We start from the raw sequence: 20,530 nt of genomic DNA on the forward strand, positions 1-20,530 counted from the left end.
GGCCTGCAGCCCCTGCACGCGCGACCGGGCGTGCGCGCGCGAAATGCCGAGCTGGCGCGCGATGTCGCCGAACGAGGCGCGGCCGTCCTTCACCAGGATGTTGAGCAAGGCCTTGTCGAGCTTGCTCAGCGCATTGTCGAGGGAGGGTTGGGGTGGGTTGCGTGTCATGCCCGGGCACGAAGCAACTGGCGCGCCAGCCCATGCGGGCGCGGGGGCACCGTTCGTCGCGCCAGTGTGCCGAGGGGCGCTAACCCGACTGGCCCGCGCCGATGAATCGGCGTAGAAAGAAGGCATCGGGGAAACGGTATGAACGGTATATCACGTTTTTTCATGCAGGTCTTGCGCGGTGCGGCGCTTGCCGTGTGGCTGGGCGGTGTACCAGCGCTCGCGCAAGACGCGAGCTGCCTGCGCGACCCCGAGCGCGCCCACGAGCTGCGTGTGCTCGACGAGAGCCAGCTCATCGACATGATGGACCAGCAGCCCGTGCTGGCCGCACCGCCTCGCCTGCATCGCATGCTGCGCAGCCTGGTGGCCGCCTCGCCGCGCCTGCGCGCGGGCCCGGCCATCCACCTGCTGGCCTTCGAGGACGACCGCGAACACAACGCCTACGCGGCCAACCACGGCCTGGTCATTCTCACCAGTGCGCTGTGGCGCGGCGCCACGCCGCTGGACGACGATGAACTGGCCGCCGTCATCGCGCACGAACTCGCGCACATCGAAAGCCACGACGCGCTCGTGGAAGCCTGTGGCCTGCTGCAGCGCCTGGGCCAGCCCCGGCTGAGCATCGAAGCAGCGCGCGAGCAGATGGGCGTGCACATGTTCAACCCGCGCTCGCCCCTGGCGCGCGAGGCGCGCGAACTGCAGCACGCCCAGGAACACGCCGCCGACCTGCGCGGCATCGAACTGCTGCAGCAGGTGGGCCGCAACCCCGCCGCCATGGCCAGCGCGCTGGCCAAGATCCACGGCGTGCACAGCAACAGCGACAGCGGAGCCGGTGCCCAGCTCATGCGGGCCGGCACCCACCCGGATGTGCGCGAACGGCTGGAACGCGCGCGCGAGGCGGCGGCCGATGCCGTGGCGCGCGGCGCCCCACAGCGCTGAACGGCCGCTCCCTTTCCGACCGGCAGCCGGTCTGCGCATAGACTGGGGCGATGACCTCCTCCTCTTCCTGGCCCGTGCCCGTGCTTCTGGCGGTTGTTCTGGTCCTGGCGCTGGCCACGACCGGCTGCGCGGTCTGGCGCATCGGCAAGGCCGGTGAGCTCGCCCGCCTCAGCGAACCCCTGCAGCACACCCCGGTGGACGCCGCGCTGCGACTGCTCATCGTGGGCGACAGCACCGCGGTGGGCACGGGCGCGAGCAGCCCGCAGACCAGCCTGGCCGGCCTGCTCGCCCAGGCCTACCCCCGGCTGCGCATCGACAACCGCGCCCGCGACGGCGCCACCTTTGCCAACGTGGCCGCCCAACTCGAAGGCGCCACCGCGCGCTACGACCTGGTGCTGGTGAACGCGGGCGGCAACGACGTGATCCGCCTGCGCGGCATGGACGCCGTGCGCGCCGACATCGAGCGCGCGATCACGCTGGCCCGCGCGCGCAGCGACCGCGTCATCCTCATGCCGGCCGGCAATGTGGGCAATGCGCCGTTCTTCTTCCCGCCGGTGTCGTGGCTCATGACGGCGCGTGCTCGCGAACTGCACGGCATCGTGCGCGACGTGGCCACGCAGCAAAGCGCGGCGTACGTGAGCCTGTTCAAGGACAAGGCGAACGACCCGTTCGCGCAGCGGCCGAAGGAACTCAACGCCGCCGACGGCCTGCACCCGAGCGATGCGGGCTACCGCGTGTGGTTCGACGAGCTGATGGCGCAGGCGCAGTTGGCGCCGGTGCTGGCGCCTGCACGCTGAGGTGGGCCGGCAGCGCACGTCCACCCCACTCGGTCATCGGCCGCTGCAAATCCAGTCGCTGGCGTTTCTCAACCCCCGGCCAGATGCCGGCAGAGTTCGTGCAGCGGCATCGCTTCGATGCCATGCCCCAGCGGATACACCTCGCTGCCCGGGTACACCACCACCTTGTGTTGCGGCTGCAGGTCTTCGCACGCCGAGTGGAAGCCGCGCTCAACCTTCGGGCTCAGGCTGCGCTTGATCTCCACCGCCCAGAGGGCGCCGTCCGGCTGGCTGAGCAGCAGGTCGATCTCCGCGCCGCCGCTGGTGCGGTAGAAGTGGCCCTGCACCCCGGGGGCTGCTGAAAGCAGGTTTTCCACCACCATGCCCTCCCAGCTCGCGCCCACCACCGGGTGCGACAGCAGGCCCTCGAGCGTTCCGATGTCCAGCAGGGCGTGGACCAGTCCGCTGTCGCGCACATAGACCTTGGGCGACTTGACCAGCCGCTTGCCCACGTTGGCGTGCCAGGGTTGCAGGCGGCGCACCAGCAGCAGGTCGCACAGCAGATCGATGTAGCCGTGGGCGGTCTTGGCGTCCACGCCCAGGTTGCGCGCCAGCTGGGCGACGTTGAGCAGGCCGGCCTGCTGGTGGGCCAGCATGGTCCAGAAGCGCCGCAGGGTCTCGGCGGCGATGCGTGGCCCCAGTTGGGGAATGTCGCGTTCGAGGTAGGTGCGAATGAAATTCTGGCGCCAGCGCAGGCTGCGCGCGGCATCGGGCGCGGTGAAACTGTCTGGAAAGCCGCCGCGCAGCCACAGCGCGTTCAGGCTGTCCGCGCCGGTTTCGGTGACGTTCAGCGGGCCCAGCTCCAGGTAGGCGATGCGCCCGGCGAGCGTCTCGCCCGATTGCTGGAGGAGGTCCAGCGAGGCCGAACCCAGCAGCAGATAAAGCCCCTGGCGCCGGCCATCCCGGCGCGCCTGGTCGATCAGGCCGCGCAGCACCGGGAACAGCGCCGGCGCCCGGTGCACCTCGTCGATGATGACCAGCTTGTCCTGGTGCTGCGACAGGTACAGCTCGGGCTCGGCCAGGCGCGCGCGATCCCGTTCCGACTCCAGGTCCAGATACAGGCTGGGGCGCTGTTGCGCGACGTCCAGTGCGAGCGTGGTCTTGCCCACCTGCCGCGGCCCGAGCAGCGCCACCGCAGGCATATGGGCCAGTTCGTCCAGCAGCCGAGGGGTGGTTTGTCGGTCAAACATCCTTGCAATTATGGATATTAATTCCATGATTTGCAAGGTTAATTCGGGTCAATCTCCCGGCCCGGCGAAGTGCGCCACCAGCGCCTCTCCCCAGTCCCACGGCCCGGTGAGCGTCAGCGTCACCGTGGTCCAGTCGCCCGCTTCGGTCTGCACCTGCTCGTCCGCGTCCCAGGCGCCACCCTCGTCCAGCGGCCCGCGCGGCCCGGGCGCGTGGGCCTCGGCCCAGGCCAGCAAGGCCTTCACCTCGGCCAGCACCGCAGGCAGCTGCGCGGCGCGCACGCTGGCCATGGCCTCCCAGGTGCCGGTGCCCTCGCCGTCGTCGCTGGCGTCGAAGATCAGGTAGTGCAGGTTCAGCCCGCCTTCACCTTCAAACGCCACGCGTGCAGCAGCGGCTCGGTGTACCCACTCGGCTGTTCCTTGCCCTTGAACACGAGGTCCAGCGCGGCCAGGTAGGCTTTGCTGGTCTTGAAGTTGCCGGCCATCTTTTTGTACAGCGGGTCGCCGGCGTTCTGGCCGTCCACCACGGCGGCCATGCGCTCGAAGGTCTTCGTCACTTGGGCTTCGGTCACGATGCCGTGGTGCAGCCAGTTGGCGATGTGCTGGCTGCTGATGCGCAGCGTGGCGCGGTCTTCCATCAGGCCGACGTTGTGGATGTCGGGCACCTTGGAGCAGCCCACGCCCTGGTCGACCCAGCGCACCACATAGCCCAGGATGCCCTGCACGTTGTTGTCCAGCTCCTGCTGCTTCTCGGCGGCGCTCCAGTTCGGGTTGCTGCTCACGGGAATGGTCAGCAGGCCGGTGAGGAGGTTGTCGCGCTCGGCGGTGGCGTCGATCTTCTCCAGGCCCTTCTGCACGTCCGACACCAGCACCTGGTGGTAGTGCAGCGCGTGCAGCGTGGCGCCGGTGGGGCTGGGCACCCAGGCGGTGTTGGCGCCGGCCTTTGGGTGGCCGATCTTCTGTTCCAGCATGGCCTTCATCAGGTCGGGCATGGCCCACATGCCCTTGCCGATCTGCGCCTTGCCGCGCAGGCCGCAGGCCAGGCCCACGATCACGTTGTTCTTCTCGTAGCTCTGGATCCAGGCGCTGGCCTTCATGTCGCCCTTGCGCACCATGGGGCCGGCCAGCATGGCGGTGTGCATCTCGTCGCCGGTGCGGTCCAGGAAGCCGGTGTTGATGAAGGCCACGCGGCTGGCGGCCGCGGCAATGCAGGCCTTGAGGTTGACGGAGGTGCGGCGCTCCTCGTCCATGATGCCGAGCTTGACCGTGCTGTCCTTGAGGCCCAGCACCTGCTCCACGCGGCCGAACAGCTCGGCGGCAAACGCCACCTCGCGCGGGCCGTGCATCTTGGGCTTGACGATGTAGACCGAGCCCTTGCGCGAGTTGCGGATGGCGTCCTTCTTCGAGCGCTTGAGGTCGTGCAGGGCGATGGTGGTGGTGACCATCGCGTCCATGATGCCCTCGGGGATTTCCTTGTCGTCCGCGCCCCAGAGGATGGCGGGGTTGGTCATCAGGTGGCCCACGTTGCGCAGGAACATGAGCGAGCGGCCGTGCAGGCGAACGCCGCCCTTCTTGCCCTGGGGCGTGGTGTATTCGCGGTCGGCGTTGAGGCCGCGTGTGAAGGTCTTGCCGCCCTTGGTGACGGACTCCGTCAGCGTGCCCTGCAGGATGCCGAGCCAGTTGCGGTACGCCAGCACCTTGTCTTCGGCGTCCACGGCGGCGATCGAGTCTTCCAGGTCCAGGATGGTGGACAGCGCGGCCTCCACCACCAGGTCGCTCACGCCGGCGGCGTCGCCCTTGCCGATGGGCGTGCTGCGGTCGATCTGGATCTCCAGGTGCAGGCCGTTGTGTGCCAGCAGCACGGCGCTGGGGGCCTTGACATCGCCCTGGTAGCCCACGAACTGCGCCTTGTCCGCCAGCTTGCTGGTGCCGCCTTCGGCCAGGCCCACCACCAGCTCGCCGTCCTTGTTGACCTTGTAGCTGGTCGAGCCGACGTGCGAACCCTTCTTCAGCGGTGCGCAGCGGTCCAGCACGTAGCGCGCGTACTCAATCACTTTCGCGCCGCGCTTGGGGTTGTAGCCGCCCTTGGGGCCGGCCTTGCCGCAGCCCTTGTCTTCAGAGATCACGTCCGTGCCGTACAGCGCGTCGTACAGCGAGCCCCAGCGCGCGTTCGCCGCGTTGAGCGCATAGCGCGCATTCAGGATCGGCACCACCAGCTGCGGGCCGGCCTGCACGGCCAGTTCGTCGTCCACGTTCTTCGTGGTCGCCTTCACCTTCTTCGGCTCGGGCACCAGGTAGCCAATCGTCTCCAGGAACTTGCGGTAGGCCACCATGTCGCGGATCGGGCCGGGGTTGGCGCTGTGCCAGGTGTCCAGCTCGCTCTGCAGGCGGTCGCGTTCGCCCAGCAGGGCGGCGTTCTTGGGCGCCAGGTCCGCCACGATGGCGTCAAAACCCTTCCAGAACGCCGCTTCGCTCACACCAGTGCCGGGCAGCACCTGCTGGTTGATGAAGTCGTACAGCTCGGTGGCCACCTTCAGGCCGTGGATGGGGGTGCGTTGCGTCATGGAAAGCTCCAGTAGGGAAAAGAAAACAGGTGTGGGCGGCGCAGGAAAGAGGTCACAGCATCTCCAGCACGTCGCGCAGGTTCGAACCCGTGCGGTGCGGCGGCGTGCCCAGTTCCTCGAACGGCAGGTTCAGCCGGTTCACCCACAGCGTGCGGTAGCCGTACCAGGTGGCGGCCAGCGCGTCCCAGGCGTTGCTGCTGACGAAAGCAATTTGCGCGCAAGGCAGGCCGGTGGCCTGCTCGCCCAGCGCATAGGCCTCGGGGTGGGTCTTGTACTTGCGGATGCCGTCCACGCTGATCACGTGGTCCAGCAGGCCTTCCAGCCCGGCGCTGCGCACCGAAATGCCCAGCATGTCCGGGTCGCCGTTGGAGAGGATGCCGGTGACGATGCCGCGCTCGCGCAGCGCCTGCAGCACCTCGCGGTTTTCCGGAAAGGCCGAGAGGTGCCGGTACTGGTTCATCAGGCGGCCCGCGCGCTCCTCGAACGCCGGCCACCCGTCACCACGCGCCTCGGGCGCAATCGTCTTGATCGCATACGCCAGCGCGTTCTGCGTCAGCGTCCAGAACGGCCGGTAGTGCGCACCGTGGTTGCTGGTGGTCACCAGCCGGGTGTATTCAATCTGCTTGTCCCGCCACAGCGTGGCCAGCCGCGCACCCTGCCCGGGAAAGAGCTGCTCGGCCAGCAGCCCGACGCTGTAGACGTCAAACAGCGTGCCATAGGCATCAAACAGAACGGCGCGGAGTGGCTTGTGGTCCATGGGGGGACTGTATTCCACACTTGGGCGCGCATTGAATCTGTTTTTTGTGGGTTATTTGTGACTTGAAAGCGTGTAATTCCTCGGACGCGGCTGTTGGGCGTGCGCCTCCTGGAGGGGGCGCAGCGCGTCATTGGCGGAGACGGTAGGTGTCGCCTTTACAGTTCGCCCAGTTGGGCGCCGTCCACTGGCTCCTGCAGCCAGGCCGCGATATCGCCGCCCAGCGAATACGTCACCCGCCCGACCATGTTGCAGGTGCTGCGAGGCAGGCCGAAATGCAGAAACATCTGGCGCTTCGCGTCGAAGTGCGAGGGCGCCGCGCCCGGGCGTTCCAGCACGCCGCGCAACTGCACGATCTTCGGGCCGCCATACATGCCGCCAGCGTTGGCCAGGATGTCGGTGACCTGAACGCGCAGGGTCGGGGCACCGGCCACGCTGGCCGAAGGCGCCGACACGGCAAATTCGTACGGCGCTTCCAACTGCTCCCGGATCGCTTGCACCAACGACGCGGGCACATCACATGTGTCATCGCTCTTGCCCAGTTGCAGGCCGCTCGCTGTCTGTCCGTAGGTGACGGCGGGCAGGATGACGGTGTTGTGCGCTGAAGCAGAGGGCGCGGGCGGTTCCGGTTCGGCGGCGGTGGGGCCGCGGGAGCCGCAGGCGGTGAGGAGCAATGCGGTGGACAGTGTGGCAATGACGAGGAGTTTTTTGGGTGCGTTCATGTGGTTCTCTTGAAGGCGTTCGGGTCGACCGCGGGTCATGGCTCCGTGCAGTGGGCAAAGTTCTCGAACGCTACCGGTACAGGGGCGTCCGGGTCGGTCGCGTTGAAGACCTCCAGCCTGCATTGGCGGTCTGTGGACTGGAAGTTCACCAAATAGGCGTGGTTCGGCAGGGCTTGGAAGCGGGCCGTTACTGGACCACATTGGCTCCATCCAAACATGAAGGGGTTCGAATGCGAGAAGTTTCCGAGGCCTTGCACCTGGACGTTCGCGGGCGCCTCCAACTCCTTCTCGACAAACTCCTTGCTGCCGAATGAGAGTTTGGCGATCGACGGCAGCAGCACACCACGACCCACGTCACGCACGGTGCCTTGCTTCTCCATACCCTCGCATGGCGTGTCGGCTGTGCTGGTGGCGTATTGCACGGAGACGCCGGGCCCCGTGGTGCGCAGAACCAGTTTGGCCTTGCCGGGCGTCACTTCCTGCAAGGCGTAGTAGCCCGTGTGACGGCGCACCTCCTCCCTGGCCCCTTCGGGATCAATTTCGGCATATGTTTTGCCCAGTGCGCAGCCGGCGAGAAGGGCTGGTGCCGTTGCCATGGCGGCACACAGAAGCATGCGGTTGGGGTTGGAATTCATTGGACGTCCTCCTGGTGTGAGTGGTTGGTTGGTGGTGTGCCTGTGACGCCAGGCACCAGCGGGATACTTGTACGGAGGTGGCGAACGACCCGAAGTAGTTGGCACCGCAAGCGCAACAATCCTCCTTGGACGCGTCGAACCCTTGTTCGGTGGAGCGTCGAGCAACAGGGCCTGGTGGAGGCTCAGGGGGTGAGTCCGGGATCGGGGTGTCGACTGGATCCGGATCGAGTCAAGCCCATTGGGCTTCCGTCACCGAATCCTCGGTAAGCGACCCACAGAGGTGCTGTCAGCTCTCGGGTCGCATACGTGAACCCACAAATAAAAGTTGGCGGCATCGAACGAGCTTGTGAACAAGGACGGTCGAGAACGTCGACCTCGTTCTGAGTGATAGACCAGCCACACGTTGCCCTCTTCGTGAATGCACCAACCTCCATCCGGAAAGGCATCTGCCACGCCCAGCAGCCGTACATCCACATCGACCTTCAGTCGCAGAAGTTCAGTGGCGAGTTCTCTCAACGGCCACCCAGGATCAGGATCTGGAAATGGCGGTGGAAACTCGTATCGATCATCCCATTGAATGTTCATGGCTTGGCCTTTGGATCCTTTAGATACCCATAACGAATGAGTTCATCGATGCGAGCGTAGCCTTCCTTGACCTCCGGAATGATCGCGCGCAACTGCACTCCGCCTCCTGGTTGGTTGAAAGCCGGTGCGACTTTCTCCTCCACGACGGTGAACGGCTTGAGGACCGGGTACTGCTCGTACGGATCTGCCTGCTTCCCTGGAGGAAGTGCCCGCTGCTCGAAGGGCGTGTTGATTGGCGAGAGGTACTCACCTCTTCTTGAACCGTACCGATCCAGGGTACTGCCAACATCGACGGTCGATGTTTTCGCGGTACCCGGGACTGCTCCGTTGTTAGGTGCTTGCCGCTGCCAGTCCCACTCGCCGCCAGGCCGTGTTGAATTGGGAAGACGGTACTGATCGAACTGCTGCCAGTCGTCGCGCAGGAGATTGTTTTCGATTGTCGCCAGATCATCGGCCGACGTCTTGCTCAGTTGCCCCAGCGCATCGAGGTTGCTGCGCGCCCCGCTGGTGGCCACCCGAATGCCCAGCTTGCCCAAGTCCAGCACCGCCTTGGCATCGAGCAGCCAGGTCTCGGGATAGACCCCATCGAGCCCCTGGGCCTTCTGCTGCGCCACGGCCCAGTAGCTCAACAGCGTCGTCTGATCGGGGCACGCTTGGGGGCTGGTGCAGCCAACGTCAGCCAGCTGCTGGTTGATGAAGTTGACCGCGTCGTTGCAGTCGCTGCCTTGGCAGGTGGCTACGGCGTTGGCCAACAATCGATCACTGAGTTCGTCCTTGTACTTAAGTGCGGCGGCCGTCTCGCATTGCTGTCCAGATGTCTTGCAAGCTCTGTCGGCCTTGCTCAGCGCCTGGCGCTCGTGGTGCTTCAGGTAGTTGTTGACCGTGGCCGCATACGTCACGCTGGCCGCATCGAACGCCGAGCCCAGCAGCGTTGACGCCGCCGTTATCAGGGTTTTGAACTCCGGGCTGCTCTTGGTGAGGCCCTGGCCGAGCAGGTATGTCTCCAGCATCGGGGTGAGCTGCTCGTTGAGCATCGCCGCCGTCACCGCCTTACCCATATCGGTGTCCCCCACCTGGGCCTGAATCACCCCGGCCATGCCGTGCAGCGCCGTTTTCTGCCAACTGCCATCGGGCCAGCCTTGGGCTTGCGCCACATCGCCGATGGCGTTGGTCACCGCTGCGCCGATGGTGTTGGCTGCGATCTGGTTCTCGCGCGCTGCCTGCTGCTGCGCTTTCAGTTCCTGCGCCTGCTGCAGCGTCAGCGCATTGGTCAGTGTCTGGTTGGCCGTGCTCGCGTCCCGGTTCGTCAGGGCGGCCACGTTCTCGGCGCTGTCGGCATCGCCGCCTATGACCGTGATGGTGCCCGGGCTGATCACGCTCTGCGTTGTGGTGACCTCACTGCGTTCCTCGGGCAGCCCACGCCCACCCACCTCGTTGACCAGCACGTTCCCGACCACGTTGGTCGCCACCGTCGCCACGACCCCGGCCCCGCCATAACCCAGGCTCATCGATTCGCTTTCGGCGTACGTGGTCTGGGTGTTGGTGAGGTCGCTGTAGGTGAGGCTGCCGGTGGTGAGCCGGCTCTTGTCCCGCGTGGCGCTGCTGGTGATGGCAGCACCCTGCAGGTCGGTGTTGCCGGCGACGGTGATGTCGAAGCCGCCGGCGCCGGCGGCAATGCCGCTTTGCTGGTTCACGCTTGTGAAGTCGTGATCGATCTGTTCTTCGGCCGTACTTACCGAGCCTGTCACCATGTTGCCGTAGCAGATGGGTGGCACGCACACGCTCACGCTGAAGCCTGAACTCTTCTGGTCGGAGGCGTACTGGCTCGTGTCCTGCAGGGTCTGAATGTTCAGGTCGCCGCCGATGTCGGAGATGACCGTGTCGCCGGCCAGCTGCGCGCCACGCAGGTTCGTGTCGGCCCCGCTGCGCACGGTGAGGGTATTGGTGGCAGTGACGACCGTGTTGTCGTGCGTGGTCTCGCTGCCCTCACCGCTGCCCTTGGCCCGGCTGGCGCTGGCCTGGAAGCTGATGCCGTTCTGCTCGCCAAACCCGAAGGTCACGCCCAGACCCGCGCTGCTGCCGCTGTTGGTGTTGTGCAGGGAGGCGGTGTTCTTGGCGGCTTGCAGATCGATGTCGCCAGCGGCCTGCAGGGCGATGTCCTGTGCCTGCAGCTGGGCGCCGACGGCGTTGAGGTCTGCTTCATGGGCCTGGATGCTGATCTGGCTGGCCTGGATGACTGTGCCGGCTTGCTGGGTGGTGGTCTGGCGTTCGTCCTGGCGGGACTTGCTGCTGCCAATGGAGGCGCTGATGCCGATGCCCGCAGCCCCGGGATCGCCGGGTTTCTCAGCAGTGCCCGCAGATGCGGTGAAGCCCACCCCCTGCGCGCCCGCGAGCTTGTAGGCGTCGTAGCCGGCCTTGAGGGCGGCAGCGGCCTGCAGGCGCTCGTTGTCGGCGTGGCGGGCTGTCTGCACCGCGTCGCCCAACTGGGTAATGAGGCCGCCGACCACACCGCTGAGCTGGCTGCCGATGGTGAAGTTCTTGCTCTGGGCGTGGAACTCGCTGTTGTTCTGGCTGTTGGCCGTGCCCAGGGTGACGCTGTTGCCCGAGAGGGCCACGGTGTCTTGCGCCAGCAGCGTGCCGCCCTGCGTGTTCACGTTGCCGGCGCCCGTGCCTTGGTATTGGCTGTCGGTGCCGGCGATCAGGGTAAGGTTGCCGGCGTTGGCGCTGAGCAGGCTTTGCACCGCCGTCTCACTCGTGCTCGCGCCGTCCTGGGCAGATCGGGTCTGGCCGAAACCGGTGAAGCGGCCGCTGGCACCGGCTTCGATGCCGATGGTGGTGGACTTGGCGTGGGACTCGTTGTTGCTGGTCAGGGTGTCGCTGGCCGCCTCCACGCGGACGTCGCGCCCGGCGATGACAGTGAGGTCCGCATCGGCGATGACCACACTGGAGCGCACGACAGCGTCTCGCCCAGCCTGCACGGTGACATCGCCGCCAGTGACGCTGCTGCCGGCCTGGGTCTTGGCGGTGTAGGTCTGGGTGATGTTCTGGCGGCCCTTGCCGTAGGACACACCGTCCATCAGGTCGGCGTTGAAGCCGGACTTCTTGACCTCCGAGAAGTAGGACCCCGATTCGGTGTTCTGCTCGGAGGTGATGGCGACATCGCGGCCCGCGTCGAGCAGCAGGAGATCCTGCGCGTTGACGCTGCTGCCCTGGATCTGGATGTCCTGGCCGGCCTCCAGCACCACGTTGGCGCCCGAGAAGCTCGAACCCAGCGCCACGTCGCTGGCCGAGCGCTTCACCTCTTCGGTGCTCTTCTTGCTCAGCATGCCGCTGCGTTGGGTGTACACGCTCGACGCGCTCTCGCTCGCCGCTCTGCCGGCCTGCAGCGCGATGGTGTTACCCGCCTGCACGCTCAGGGCGCCCAGCGCCTCCACGCTGGCCGCGCGCGCCACCATGTCGTGGCCCGCGCCGATGGCGATGTCGCCCAGCGCCGCCACGCTCGTGCCCACCTCCTGGCGCTGGCTGTGGCGCTGGTAGTTCTTCGCGTTGTATTCCGTGTTGTCCGTGCGGCCCACGGTCACGGTCTGCAGCCGCACGTCGCGCCCGGCCTGGACGGCGGTGCTGCCGGTGGCCGACGCGTTGCCCACGCTGGCGCCCTGCAGGGTCACGTCGCGCCCCGCGTTCACGATCAGGGTGGCGCCGTCGGCATTGCCCACGCGCAGCGCGCCCACGCTGGCGAGCTCGGTCCGGCTTTGCTCGACGTAGCGGCCTGCGAAGGCGCTGCTGTGGGTGGTGCTGAGCACGCTGACGTCGCGCCCGGCACTGGCCACCAGGGTGCTGCCGCCCTGCAGCAGGCCGCCGATGTTCGCGATGTCGCGCCCGGCCTGCAGCACCACGCTGTTGCCGACCAGCGTGCCGCCGGTGTTGATGATGTCCTGCGCGATGTCCAGGCGCACGTTCTCACCGGCGATGAGTGCGCCGGCGGGGGTGATCTCGCCGTCCCTGACCTGGCGCACGTAGACCTGCGGCACGAGGGCGGTGGTTTTCGTGCCGTCGGGCAGCACCACCTCGCGCTCGACCAGCCAGACCAGATCGCTGGTGAGCTGGGCCATCTGCTCGGCGCTCAGCGCCACGCCGGGCACCAGGTTCCAGGCCTGTGCGTGGGCCACGCCCGCTTCCATCAGCGCGAGGAACTGGGCCTCGTCGCTGGTGTGACCCGGCAGAAAGCGCCGCCCCGTGAGCTGGGCCACCTGTTCGCGCACGAGCTTCTGTTCGAAGAAGCCGTCGCCCAAGCGCTTCTGCAGCGCGGTGGGATCGCTGGCGAGTGCGCCCAGCAGGTGGTCGCTGCCCAGCCACTGGCGGTGGTCGGTAAAGCGCGGGTCGGTCTCGACCAGGTAGGCGCTGTCGGGGGCGGCAGGCCGCAGCAGCGCGCTGGGCGGCACGCTGAGTGCATCGTTCGGGCCCGGCGTCGATACACCCAGGAAACCCAGTCCGCTGGCGGGCAGGCCGGTGCTGCGTGCCAGGTCGGTGTTGCTCAGACTCTGGGCCGCGATGCTGACCTGCTGCGCGCCGGAGAGCGTGCCGCCGGCGTGACCGATGACCTCGCTGATGTCGGGCGCGGTCCAGTCGAAGTCGCCCTGGCCGGCGGTGTGGGAGGTGATGCGGAACCGGTGCGTTCGCATGAGCGTCTGGCCTTCGTTGGTCACGCTCGCGCCGCCCGCCTGCACGTCCAGCTCGGTGCCGGCCTGGATGTCGGCGTAGCGGTTGACCAGGGCTGTGCCGACGTTCAGCACCATGTCGCCACCGGCGCGAATGGCCGCCGGTGCGCCCGCATCGGCGTTGAGCCGGTCCTCGACCACGGTATGGCGCGCCGTGCGCGAGACCTCCAGCCCTGCGTGCGTGGAAGTGAGAGCCCGCTGCGTGTCGCGCACGATCAGGCTTTGCGGGGCGTTGTAGCCCGGTTGCACGACGAGCAGCGTGCAATCCGTGCTGCAGCGGCCATAGGCGGTGTTGTAGTTGAGGGTGTTGTGCTGCCAGGAGGTGACGCTGGCGGTGCTGGCCGCGAACACGTGCGCGCTGCCCGGCACCTGGTCGGGGTTGGTCACGTTGTCGGTGCGCTGCTGCACGTACAGCACCGCGGTGGTGGGCGCGCCCACCGTGACCCGTTCGCGCACGCCGTACCCGCCAGCGTAGGCGCCGGAGGCGGCGAAATGGATCGAATCGGTCGGGTCCAGAGCCACCTCGATGCGGTGGATCACGTTGCCATCGGGCGTGACCAGCGCCTCATCGTTCAGGATGGACGCGGGGTCGAGCAGATAGAACAGGTGGGGTGTGTAGTTGGACGTGCCTTCGATGGCGGCGCCGTGCTCGTTCTGGCCGTTGACCCACCACGAGGGCATGTTCAGGTGGGCCGTCTGGCTGAGCAGCGTGGCCTGGTGCACGGAAGCGTTGCGGCGCTCGTTGGTGAGCGCGTCGCTGGCAATGGTCAGATTGGCCGCAGCTTCGATGGTGGCGCTCAGGTTGTTCACCGATTGCGCCAGGCCGGTGGCGGCGCCCGCGGCATCAAGGGCGCCACCCATGCGCAGATCGCCGCCGCTGTAGATGAGCGCGCCGTCTTCGTTGTGCAGGGTGTGAGCGCCGATATCGAGCTGCTCGCGCGCCGCAATGACGGGCGCGACCGGCTCGCTGGCGTCGGGCCGGTTGTTCAGGGTGTGCGCCGCAATGGCCACGCGATCGCCATAGATCGCGGCGCCACCGAGGTTGTCCACGGTGGCGGCCTGGATGCGCACCCGACTGGTGCCGCCGGCTTCGTTGGCGTGCACGAGGCCGCGGTTGCTGAAGGCGTCAGCGCCGATGTCGATGGCCTGGACGGCCGAGACGGTGCCGATGGCCGTGTTCGTCGCGCCACCCTGGATCTGTAGCAGCACGGTGTCGCCCGCGATCTCGGCGTCGTTGGTCAGCTGCTGCGCCTGCACGCTCAGGGTCTGGCCTGACCAGAGCGTGGAGCGGGTGGCGCCGTCGATGCCGTTGCTCAGCAGGGCGGCCGTGAGCGTGAGGTCACCGTTGCTGCCGATCTGGCCCGCGCGGGGACCTTCGGCATGGTTGGCGAGGTCGCCGACGTCGAGACGCAGCGCGCCCTGCGCCGTGATAAGCCCGCCTGTGTTGTCGAGCGCCGCGACCGCGGTGTCGATGCGGGCGTCACCCACGGCCTGCACAGTGCCACGCCGGTTGGTGAACGTGCCCGCGCTGGCGACCTCGAGGCCACCGTTGCCGAGCAGGGCGCCGTCGGTGTTGTCGATCGGGCCACCGATGGTGAGGACCAGCGTGCCGCTGCCGTTCTGCGCGATCTCGCCGCCCACGTTGGACAGCGATGCCGCGTTCAGCGCGATCTGCGCTGCGCGCAGCCGTGCCCCGTCGGTGACCAGCGCGCCGGCCGTGTGCGCCGAGAGGCTGCCGGCCGCCAGCGCCTGGCCTTGCAGGATGATCTGCTGCGCGGCGTTCAGGGCGAGCGTGCCTGTGCCGCTGAGCTGACCGTCCGCCCCCAGACCCGCCGCGAGCACGGCGTTGGCGTCGCTGCGCAGCGCGGCGGCATCGAGCGTGGTGTTCTGCCCTGAGGCGATCAGGCCGCTGCCGGCGTTGTGGATGTCGCCGCCAACCTGGGCGGTGGCATTGCCACTGGCGACGATGGTGCCGGTGTTGGTGAGCCAGCCGTCGGTGCGCAGCACCCAGTCCCCGTCGTCGGCGGCGAGCGTGCCGCGGTTGTTGACACCCAGGCCGGCAGCGGTGCCCACCAGGCCGATCTTGCCGGCGTACATGCCGCCCAGCGCGGCCACATCCAGCAAGTACCCGGGCGCGATGCCTGTGCCAGCGGCTGGCGTGGCCTGCAGGTCGGCGCCCGAGGCGAGTGCCGGCACGTCGTTGGCGCCGAGCGCTACCGAGAGCTCGCGCGCCCACAGCCCCGCGTTGACCTGCATGGCGCGGGCGAGGATGCGGGTATGGTCGGCGTCGCGGGTGTCCAGGCCCAGGCCGTCGATGCGCACCTGGCCGCCGCGCACCCGGAAGGCGTCGAGATGTCCGTTGCTCATCACCGGTGCACCGGTGGTCAGCGTCACGCCGCTCGCGTTGATGAACCCGCCACCGTTGACCTCGATGCCCGCCGGGTTGGCGATGACCACTTCGGCGCGCTGACCGGCCACCTCGACGTGCCCGTTGAGGTGACTGGGGTGGCTGCTGTTGACCTCGTTGAGGATCACGCGCGCGCCGCCGGCAGCCAGCCAGGGATTGCCCTGCACCCAGCCGCCCAACTGGGTGGGCGTGTCGGTGCGGCTGTTGTTGAGGATCGCTCCATGGCCCTGCACGTCGAATTGGCTGTAGGTGTTGCGCGAGACGCCGGCTGCGCTCGGCGTGGTGATGTTGATCGTGGGCACCCCGTTGGGGGCCGCCAGCACCGTGGGGCGTTGCGCGCCGGGCGCGGTGGGATCGGCCACGATCTGGGCCATCGCCGCGCTCACCCAGCCCAGGGCCAGCGCCAGCGCCAGGCTGGACAGGCGCCAGCGCGACGGACGCCGCCCGGGGGACGTGGTCGTTGTCCGGCCTCCAGCGTGCGAGCCGCTGCCATGGGCTGGGGCGACTTCGCTCACGGCCATGAGCAGGCCGCGCGTGGGGTTGAAGACGACGCGATGGGTGTTGCGGTTCATCGCAGACCCCCTGCTGTGTTCACGCCCCGCTGGTCCGGGTCCTGGCCATGCGGCATTGCCCATCCATTCAGGACCGTACGCACCTGCTGCCAGACTGATCGGCGCGGAAGAATCGACGCGAAGCGTTTCAGGTGAGTCGCGGCGAAATCGTGCCTTTGCGGCCAACGCGGTGCGGTCTTGCTTGCTTCGAGAAGCCCGTACTGGGCAAGGTGTGTCGAGATGGGCAGACCCAGCACGTGACGCATCCGGGCCGCGAGCTGGCCGGTGGCGCGAGTGGCTGCCATCAGAGCCTGCTCAGGCGTGAGGGCATGACGCCGTGCGTAGCTCAGGTACACCGGATCGAGCAGGTCCTGTGCCTGCGCGAGCGTCAGCCGCAGCGGTGGCATGGTCTGGGGCGGCGCGGTCTGGTCGATCTCGGGCGCGGCGGGCTCTCCGTCGGCGGCCATGGCACCGACCAACCCCATCAGCGCTGGCAGCCGCTGGTTCACGCGATCGCTGAGGACCACGCATCCTCGAGGCAGGTGCCGGGCGTGCTGCTCCTCCAGCCGGAACAGCAAGGTGCCAGCCATCCAGGCCGCGCAGGTGATACAGGTCTCGGCTGGAATGCCCGCGTCATCCTGCACGTGGTAGCGCACCACGGTCTCAAGAAACGCCGCGCCTTCTGCAACGGCGTCTGCTCGCTGGAACGTGTCAGTCATGGGTCAAATCCTCCTTGGTGGGTGTGATGGGTCGTTGCAGCTCAGAAACCGGTGCCGATCCAGAAGCCCGCCGTGGTGTGGGCGGTTCTGAAGCCCTCGGGGTGGCGCAGCGGCCAGCCCGCGAACAGCTCGTAGCGCAGCGCGCCAGCGCCACCGCGCAGGCCCAGCGCCAGTCCGGTGAGGCGTTTGCCCACCAGGCGCTGGCTCGACGGACCGCTGACCTGCCCGTGGTCCAGTGCGGCGAAGAAGGACTGGCCGCTTGCGCCCAGTGGCGTGGCGAGCTCGTTGCGCCAGATCCAGCCGCGCTCGGCGCTCAGGCTGGATTCGCCGTCGAAGCCGCGCACCGTGTAGCGCCCGCCGATGGCGAAGCGCTCCTGCGGGCCGAGTGGTGTGAGGTTGACCTGCGCGCGCACCTGCCCGCTGTACGTCCAGGCCTGCGTGCCCAGGCGCAGCGGCGATTGCCAGCGCACGTCTGCCTGCAGCAGCTCGAAGCGCGAGCTGCCCTCGCCAAAGGCCTCTTCGGGCGCGCGCAGCGCACCGAAGGCGCCGGTACCGCGCCGGTGGTTCAGGCCCAGGTCGAGCGTGCCTTCGCCCACGAAGGCGCGGTGATCGGCGCCGAGCTGCCAACCCCCCACCGCGCGGCGCTGCACCTCGATCTCGGTGTCGTCGATGAAGTTGCGCGACTGGCGCGCAAAAGCCTTGGCGTGCAGCGTGGTCTTGCTGCCCGCGTCGCGCCGCACCAGCCAGGACAGCGTGGCCGCCTGCGAGGCGCTGCGCCCGCGGTAGGTGTAGTCCTGCGCGGCGCCGGCCACGGTCTGCTGGTAGCGGTGGCGGCCGGCGTCGAACGACAGCAGGGCGTAACCCCAGGGCAGCGAGTAGTGCCAGCTGTTGCCGCCTGTGCCCCGCCGCCCCGGGTCGCCACCGCCGAGGTCGCCCTGCAGGCCCACGTAGAACAGGTCGTTGAGCCCCAGCGGGTTGTCGATGCTGAGGGTCGCGCTGCCCTGGTAGCGGCCGGTGCTGCGCGAGCCGCTGTCGTCCACGCTCAGGTTCAGGCGCACCGCGCGGTCCTGGCGCCACCGGATCCGCAGGTCGCTCCAGCCGGGATCGTCGGCGGGCACGATGTCGATGTCGGCCTCCACGCCGGGCACGCGCTTGAAGTTCTCCAGCGCCTGCTCGATGTCGCGCAGGTTGAGCACATCGCCCTGCCGGGCCGGCACCGCGCTGCGCGCCAGTACCGGGTGTGTTTGCGGCCCGGCAAAGTGGATGCGCCGGATGCGTCCGGGCACCAGGGTGAGGGCCAGTTGCCCGTCGCTCAGATCCTGGGGTTCGAGCAGCACCCGGCTGGTGATGAAGCCACGCGCGAGCAAGGCGGCCTGCGCTCGCTGCACCAGCAGGCCGACGCCCCGTGCGCCGAGGCAGCGCCGCAGGGGGCCGTCCAGACCGTCCGGGCCGCCCAGTGCGTCGAGCAACCAGCCGAACGACCCGGCGCGCTCGCCGCGCAAGGCGACCTGGTGGAGGGTGAAGCAGGGGGATTCGTCCGTCGGCAGTTGCTGCGCGGGCAGGGCCTCGGCTGGCGAGGCCGATACCTGCCGCCCCGGCAAGGCCTGTTCGCGCTGGAGGGCATCGCGCTCCAGGGCGCGGCGCTGTTCAGCTGCCGCGCTGCGACCGGCGTCGACCGCCGTCTGCGCCAGGGCCGGTGCGCCACAGGCCGCGACCAGCAGCAGCGCCCCGATGGCGCCGCCGCGCCGGGCCAGGCCGGCCCTCCTGCGTTTCGCTCCCCTCACCTGCTTCCACCCTGTTGTTAGTTCTAAAGAGCTGCATATTCTCTTTGAAACAAACAAAAACAGTACTTAAGTGTTGTTATTTATTTCGCAGCGCGGGGCGACTGCAGTCGGATTCGTGAAATAGTTCGCGGGTTGCCGGCCGCGGGCAGGTTCACCCCACCCGCCCCCCCAACCCCCGCGCCGCCGCCAGCACCTTGCCCACGTGTCGCTCATCAAACCGGTGTGCCGGCATGGTCAGCGTGAGGGCGGCGGCGATGCTGCCGTCGGCGTGGAACACGGGGGCCGAGATGCCGGCCACTTCGGCCAGGCGGTCGCCCACGGCGGTCATGTAGCCGTCGGCGCGGATGCGGGCGAGCACGCGCCGCTCCGGCGCGCTGGGTGTGCGGCTGTCGTCGCCCGCGCCGAAGGCGGTGAGCACGCGCCCGCCCGTGCCCAGGTGCAGCGGCAGCACGTCGCCGGCGCGGATGTGGTCGCGCACGGGGTGCGGTGAGTCCACGCGGTAGAGGCACAGGCGCGTCTGGTTCGGCGGCTGGCCCTGGCGCACGTGGTAGGCCGCGCTCTCGCCGGTGGCGGCCACCAGCTGGCGCAGCACGGGCATGACGATGCGGTCGAGCGAGAACGAGGCGGCGTAGACGCCGTGCAGCCGCGCCACCTCGCCGCCCAGGCCGTAGCGCCCGTCGTCCAGGCGCTGCAGCAGGCGCGCGTGTTCCAGCGAGGCGAGCAGGCGCAGCGCGGTGCTTTTGTGCAGCTGCGTGCGCGCGGCCAGTTCGGCCAGCGACAGGGCGGCATCGCCCGCGCGGAACGCGGCCAGCAGCGAGAGCGCGCGGTCCACGGCCGCGGTGCCGCCGCTGGCGGCGTGGGTGTCGGCGAACGAGGGTGTCTGGGCTTTGCGGGGCATGGGTGCGGTGCTGTGCTGCGCTGTGGGTTGACAGGTGGGGGGTCGTCTGCCATTCTTTCAGCAGAAAGAATATCGTTCTAACTTGTGAAACGCAAGCAACTCCGGTTTTTTCATGCAAGACACCTCTTCCGAAGTCCTCATCAGCGAAGTCGGTCCGCGCGACGGCCTGCAGTCCGTCCAGGCCACCATGCCCACGGCCCACAAGCTGCGCTGGATCGACGCGCTCGTGGCCGCCGGCCTGCGCGAGATCGAGGTCGGTTCCTTCGTGCCGCCCAAGCTGCTGCCGCAGATGGCGGACGCGCCGGCCGTGGTGCAGCACGCACTGCAACACCCGGGCCTGACCGTGATGGCGTTGGTGCCCAACCGCCGCGGCGCCGAGGCCGCGTTCGCCAGCGGCGTGCACAAGATCACCCTGCCGGTTTCGGTGAGCGAAGCCCATTCGCTGGCCAACGTGCGCAAGACGCCCATGCAGATGCTGGACGAGCTGCGCGCCGTGCTCGCGCTGCGCCGCGACACCGCGCCGCAGGTGCGGGTGGAGGTGGGCCTGTCCACCGCCTTTGGCTGCACGCTGCAGGGCGCGGTGGATGAGGACGATGTGATCCGCCTCGCGCTGGCCTGCGCCGAGGCGGGCGTGGACGAGGTGGGCCTGTCCGACACCACCGGCATGGCCCACCCGGCGCAGGTGCGCCGCCTGTTCACGCGGCTGCGCGCCGAGATGGGCGACGAGCGCGCCGGGGCGGCCCACCTGCACAACACGCGCGGCCTGGGCTTGGCCAACTGCCTGGCCGCCTTTGACGTGGGCGTGCGCACCTTCGACGCCTCGCTCGGCGGCCTGGGTGGTTGCCCGTACGCGCCCGGTGCCTCGGGCAACGTGGTCACCGAAGACCTGGTCTTCATGTTCGAGGCCATGGGCGTGCGCACCGGCGTGGACATCGAACAACTCATCGCCGCGCGCGAACCGCTGAAAGCCGGCCTGCCGGGCGAACCGGTGTACGGCATGACGCCCGAAGCCGGCCTGCCCAAGGGCTGGCAGCCCCACTCCTACCGCCTGCCCTGAATCCTGTGTGTC

At 68.4% G+C, this 20,530-nt stretch carries 14 protein-coding genes; 3 read left to right on the plus strand and 11 right to left on the minus strand.

Annotated features, from left to right (window positions below; translation table 11 throughout):
- Nucleotides 1-294: Lrp/AsnC family transcriptional regulator (locus tag AB7P10_RS08130; protein ID WP_428293343.1), on the minus strand; the 294-nt coding region annotated here is incomplete at its 3' end.
- A 36-nt stretch (nt 295-330) separates the two neighbouring features.
- Here AB7P10_RS08130 and AB7P10_RS08135 point away from each other — a divergent pair.
- Nucleotides 331-1,101, plus strand: a complete 771-nt coding sequence (locus AB7P10_RS08135) for a M48 family metalloprotease (protein ID WP_428293344.1) — start codon at nt 331-333, stop codon at nt 1,099-1,101.
- Between the two features lie 50 nt (nt 1,102-1,151).
- Nucleotides 1,152-1,898: an SGNH/GDSL hydrolase family protein gene (locus AB7P10_RS08140; RefSeq protein ID WP_428293345.1), complete on the plus strand. Its 747-nt coding sequence runs from the start codon at nt 1,152-1,154 to the stop codon at nt 1,896-1,898.
- A gap of 68 nt (nt 1,899-1,966) precedes the next feature.
- Here the strand turns inward: AB7P10_RS08140 and AB7P10_RS08145 are convergent, their stop codons facing one another.
- The 10 genes from AB7P10_RS08145 to AB7P10_RS08190 form a co-directional block, all read right to left on the minus strand.
- Nucleotides 1,967-3,127 (minus strand): ATP-binding protein, encoded by a 1,161-nt coding sequence (locus AB7P10_RS08145; RefSeq protein WP_428293346.1) that lies wholly within the window; start codon nt 3,125-3,127, stop codon nt 1,967-1,969.
- Nucleotides 3,128-3,175: 48 nt separating this feature from the next.
- Nucleotides 3,176-3,505: a hypothetical protein gene (locus AB7P10_RS08150; protein ID WP_428293347.1), complete on the minus strand. Its 330-nt coding sequence runs from the start codon at nt 3,503-3,505 to the stop codon at nt 3,176-3,178.
- Nucleotides 3,478-5,688, minus strand: coding sequence for a malate synthase G (locus AB7P10_RS08155; RefSeq protein WP_428293348.1), 2,211 nt, complete (start codon nt 5,686-5,688; stop codon nt 3,478-3,480). Before AB7P10_RS08155 ends, AB7P10_RS08150 begins: the two co-directional genes overlap by 28 nt.
- Before the next feature lie 52 nt (nt 5,689-5,740).
- On the minus strand, nt 5,741-6,445 hold the full coding sequence (locus AB7P10_RS08160; RefSeq protein WP_428293349.1) for a haloacid dehalogenase type II: 705 nt from the start codon (nt 6,443-6,445) through the stop codon (nt 5,741-5,743).
- Between the two features lie 155 nt (nt 6,446-6,600).
- A complete protein-coding gene (locus AB7P10_RS08165) occupies nt 6,601-7,164 on the minus strand; it encodes a hypothetical protein (RefSeq protein ID WP_428293350.1) in 564 nt (187 codons plus the stop codon).
- A 35-nt stretch (nt 7,165-7,199) separates the two neighbouring features.
- Nucleotides 7,200-7,799 carry a hypothetical protein gene (locus AB7P10_RS08170; protein ID WP_428293351.1) on the minus strand — a complete coding sequence of 200 codons (600 nt, stop codon included), beginning with the start codon at nt 7,797-7,799 and terminating at the stop codon, nt 7,200-7,202.
- A gap of 581 nt (nt 7,800-8,380) precedes the next feature.
- Complete coding sequence (locus AB7P10_RS08175) at nt 8,381-16,081, minus strand: hemagglutinin repeat-containing protein (RefSeq protein ID WP_428293352.1); 7,701 nt, start codon at nt 16,079-16,081, stop codon at nt 8,381-8,383.
- Nucleotides 16,078-16,779, minus strand: a complete 702-nt coding sequence (locus AB7P10_RS08180) for a hypothetical protein (RefSeq protein ID WP_428293353.1) — start codon at nt 16,777-16,779, stop codon at nt 16,078-16,080. Before AB7P10_RS08180 ends, AB7P10_RS08175 begins: the two co-directional genes overlap by 4 nt.
- A 41-nt stretch (nt 16,780-16,820) precedes the next feature.
- Nucleotides 16,821-18,563, minus strand: coding sequence for a ShlB/FhaC/HecB family hemolysin secretion/activation protein (locus AB7P10_RS08185; RefSeq protein ID WP_428293354.1), 1,743 nt, complete (start codon nt 18,561-18,563; stop codon nt 16,821-16,823).
- A 151-nt stretch (nt 18,564-18,714) separates the two neighbouring features.
- On the minus strand, nt 18,715-19,461 hold the full coding sequence (locus tag AB7P10_RS08190) for an IclR family transcriptional regulator (RefSeq protein ID WP_428293355.1): 747 nt from the start codon (nt 19,459-19,461) through the stop codon (nt 18,715-18,717).
- 112 nt (nt 19,462-19,573) lie between these two features.
- On the opposite strand from AB7P10_RS08190, the gene AB7P10_RS08195 reads away from it, so the two are divergent.
- Complete coding sequence (locus tag AB7P10_RS08195) at nt 19,574-20,518, plus strand: hydroxymethylglutaryl-CoA lyase (protein ID WP_428293356.1); 945 nt, start codon at nt 19,574-19,576, stop codon at nt 20,516-20,518.
- Nucleotides 20,519-20,530: the final 12 nt, after the last annotated feature.

Origin of the sequence: Hydrogenophaga sp. (genome assembly GCF_050182545.1) — a bacterium.
GTDB lineage: Bacteria > Pseudomonadota > Gammaproteobacteria > Burkholderiales > Burkholderiaceae_C > Hydrogenophaga.

What these genes read in the sequence shown, in the direction of transcription:
- AB7P10_RS08135 (WP_428293344.1), top strand. Translation starts at nt 331, where the DNA reads ATGCAGGTCTTGCGCGGTGCGGCGCTTGCCGTGTGGCTGGGCGGTGTA.
- AB7P10_RS08140 (WP_428293345.1), top strand. Translation starts at nt 1,152, where the DNA reads ATGACCTCCTCCTCTTCCTGGCCCGTGCCCGTGCTTCTGGCGGTTGTT.
- AB7P10_RS08145 (WP_428293346.1), bottom strand. Translation starts at nt 3,127, where the DNA reads ATGTTTGACCGACAAACCACCCCTCGGCTGCTGGACGAACTGGCCCAT.
- AB7P10_RS08155 (WP_428293348.1), bottom strand. Translation starts at nt 5,688, where the DNA reads ATGACGCAACGCACCCCCATCCACGGCCTGAAGGTGGCCACCGAGCTG.
- AB7P10_RS08160 (WP_428293349.1), bottom strand. Translation starts at nt 6,445, where the DNA reads ATGGACCACAAGCCACTCCGCGCCGTTCTGTTTGATGCCTATGGCACG.
- AB7P10_RS08165 (WP_428293350.1), bottom strand. Translation starts at nt 7,164, where the DNA reads ATGAACGCACCCAAAAAACTCCTCGTCATTGCCACACTGTCCACCGCA.
- AB7P10_RS08170 (WP_428293351.1), bottom strand. Translation starts at nt 7,799, where the DNA reads ATGAATTCCAACCCCAACCGCATGCTTCTGTGTGCCGCCATGGCAACG.
- AB7P10_RS08175 (WP_428293352.1), bottom strand. Translation starts at nt 16,081, where the DNA reads ATGAACCGCAACACCCATCGCGTCGTCTTCAACCCCACGCGCGGCCTG.
- AB7P10_RS08180 (WP_428293353.1), bottom strand. Translation starts at nt 16,779, where the DNA reads ATGACTGACACGTTCCAGCGAGCAGACGCCGTTGCAGAAGGCGCGGCG.
- AB7P10_RS08190 (WP_428293355.1), bottom strand. Translation starts at nt 19,461, where the DNA reads ATGCCCCGCAAAGCCCAGACACCCTCGTTCGCCGACACCCACGCCGCC.
- AB7P10_RS08195 (WP_428293356.1), top strand. Translation starts at nt 19,574, where the DNA reads ATGCAAGACACCTCTTCCGAAGTCCTCATCAGCGAAGTCGGTCCGCGC.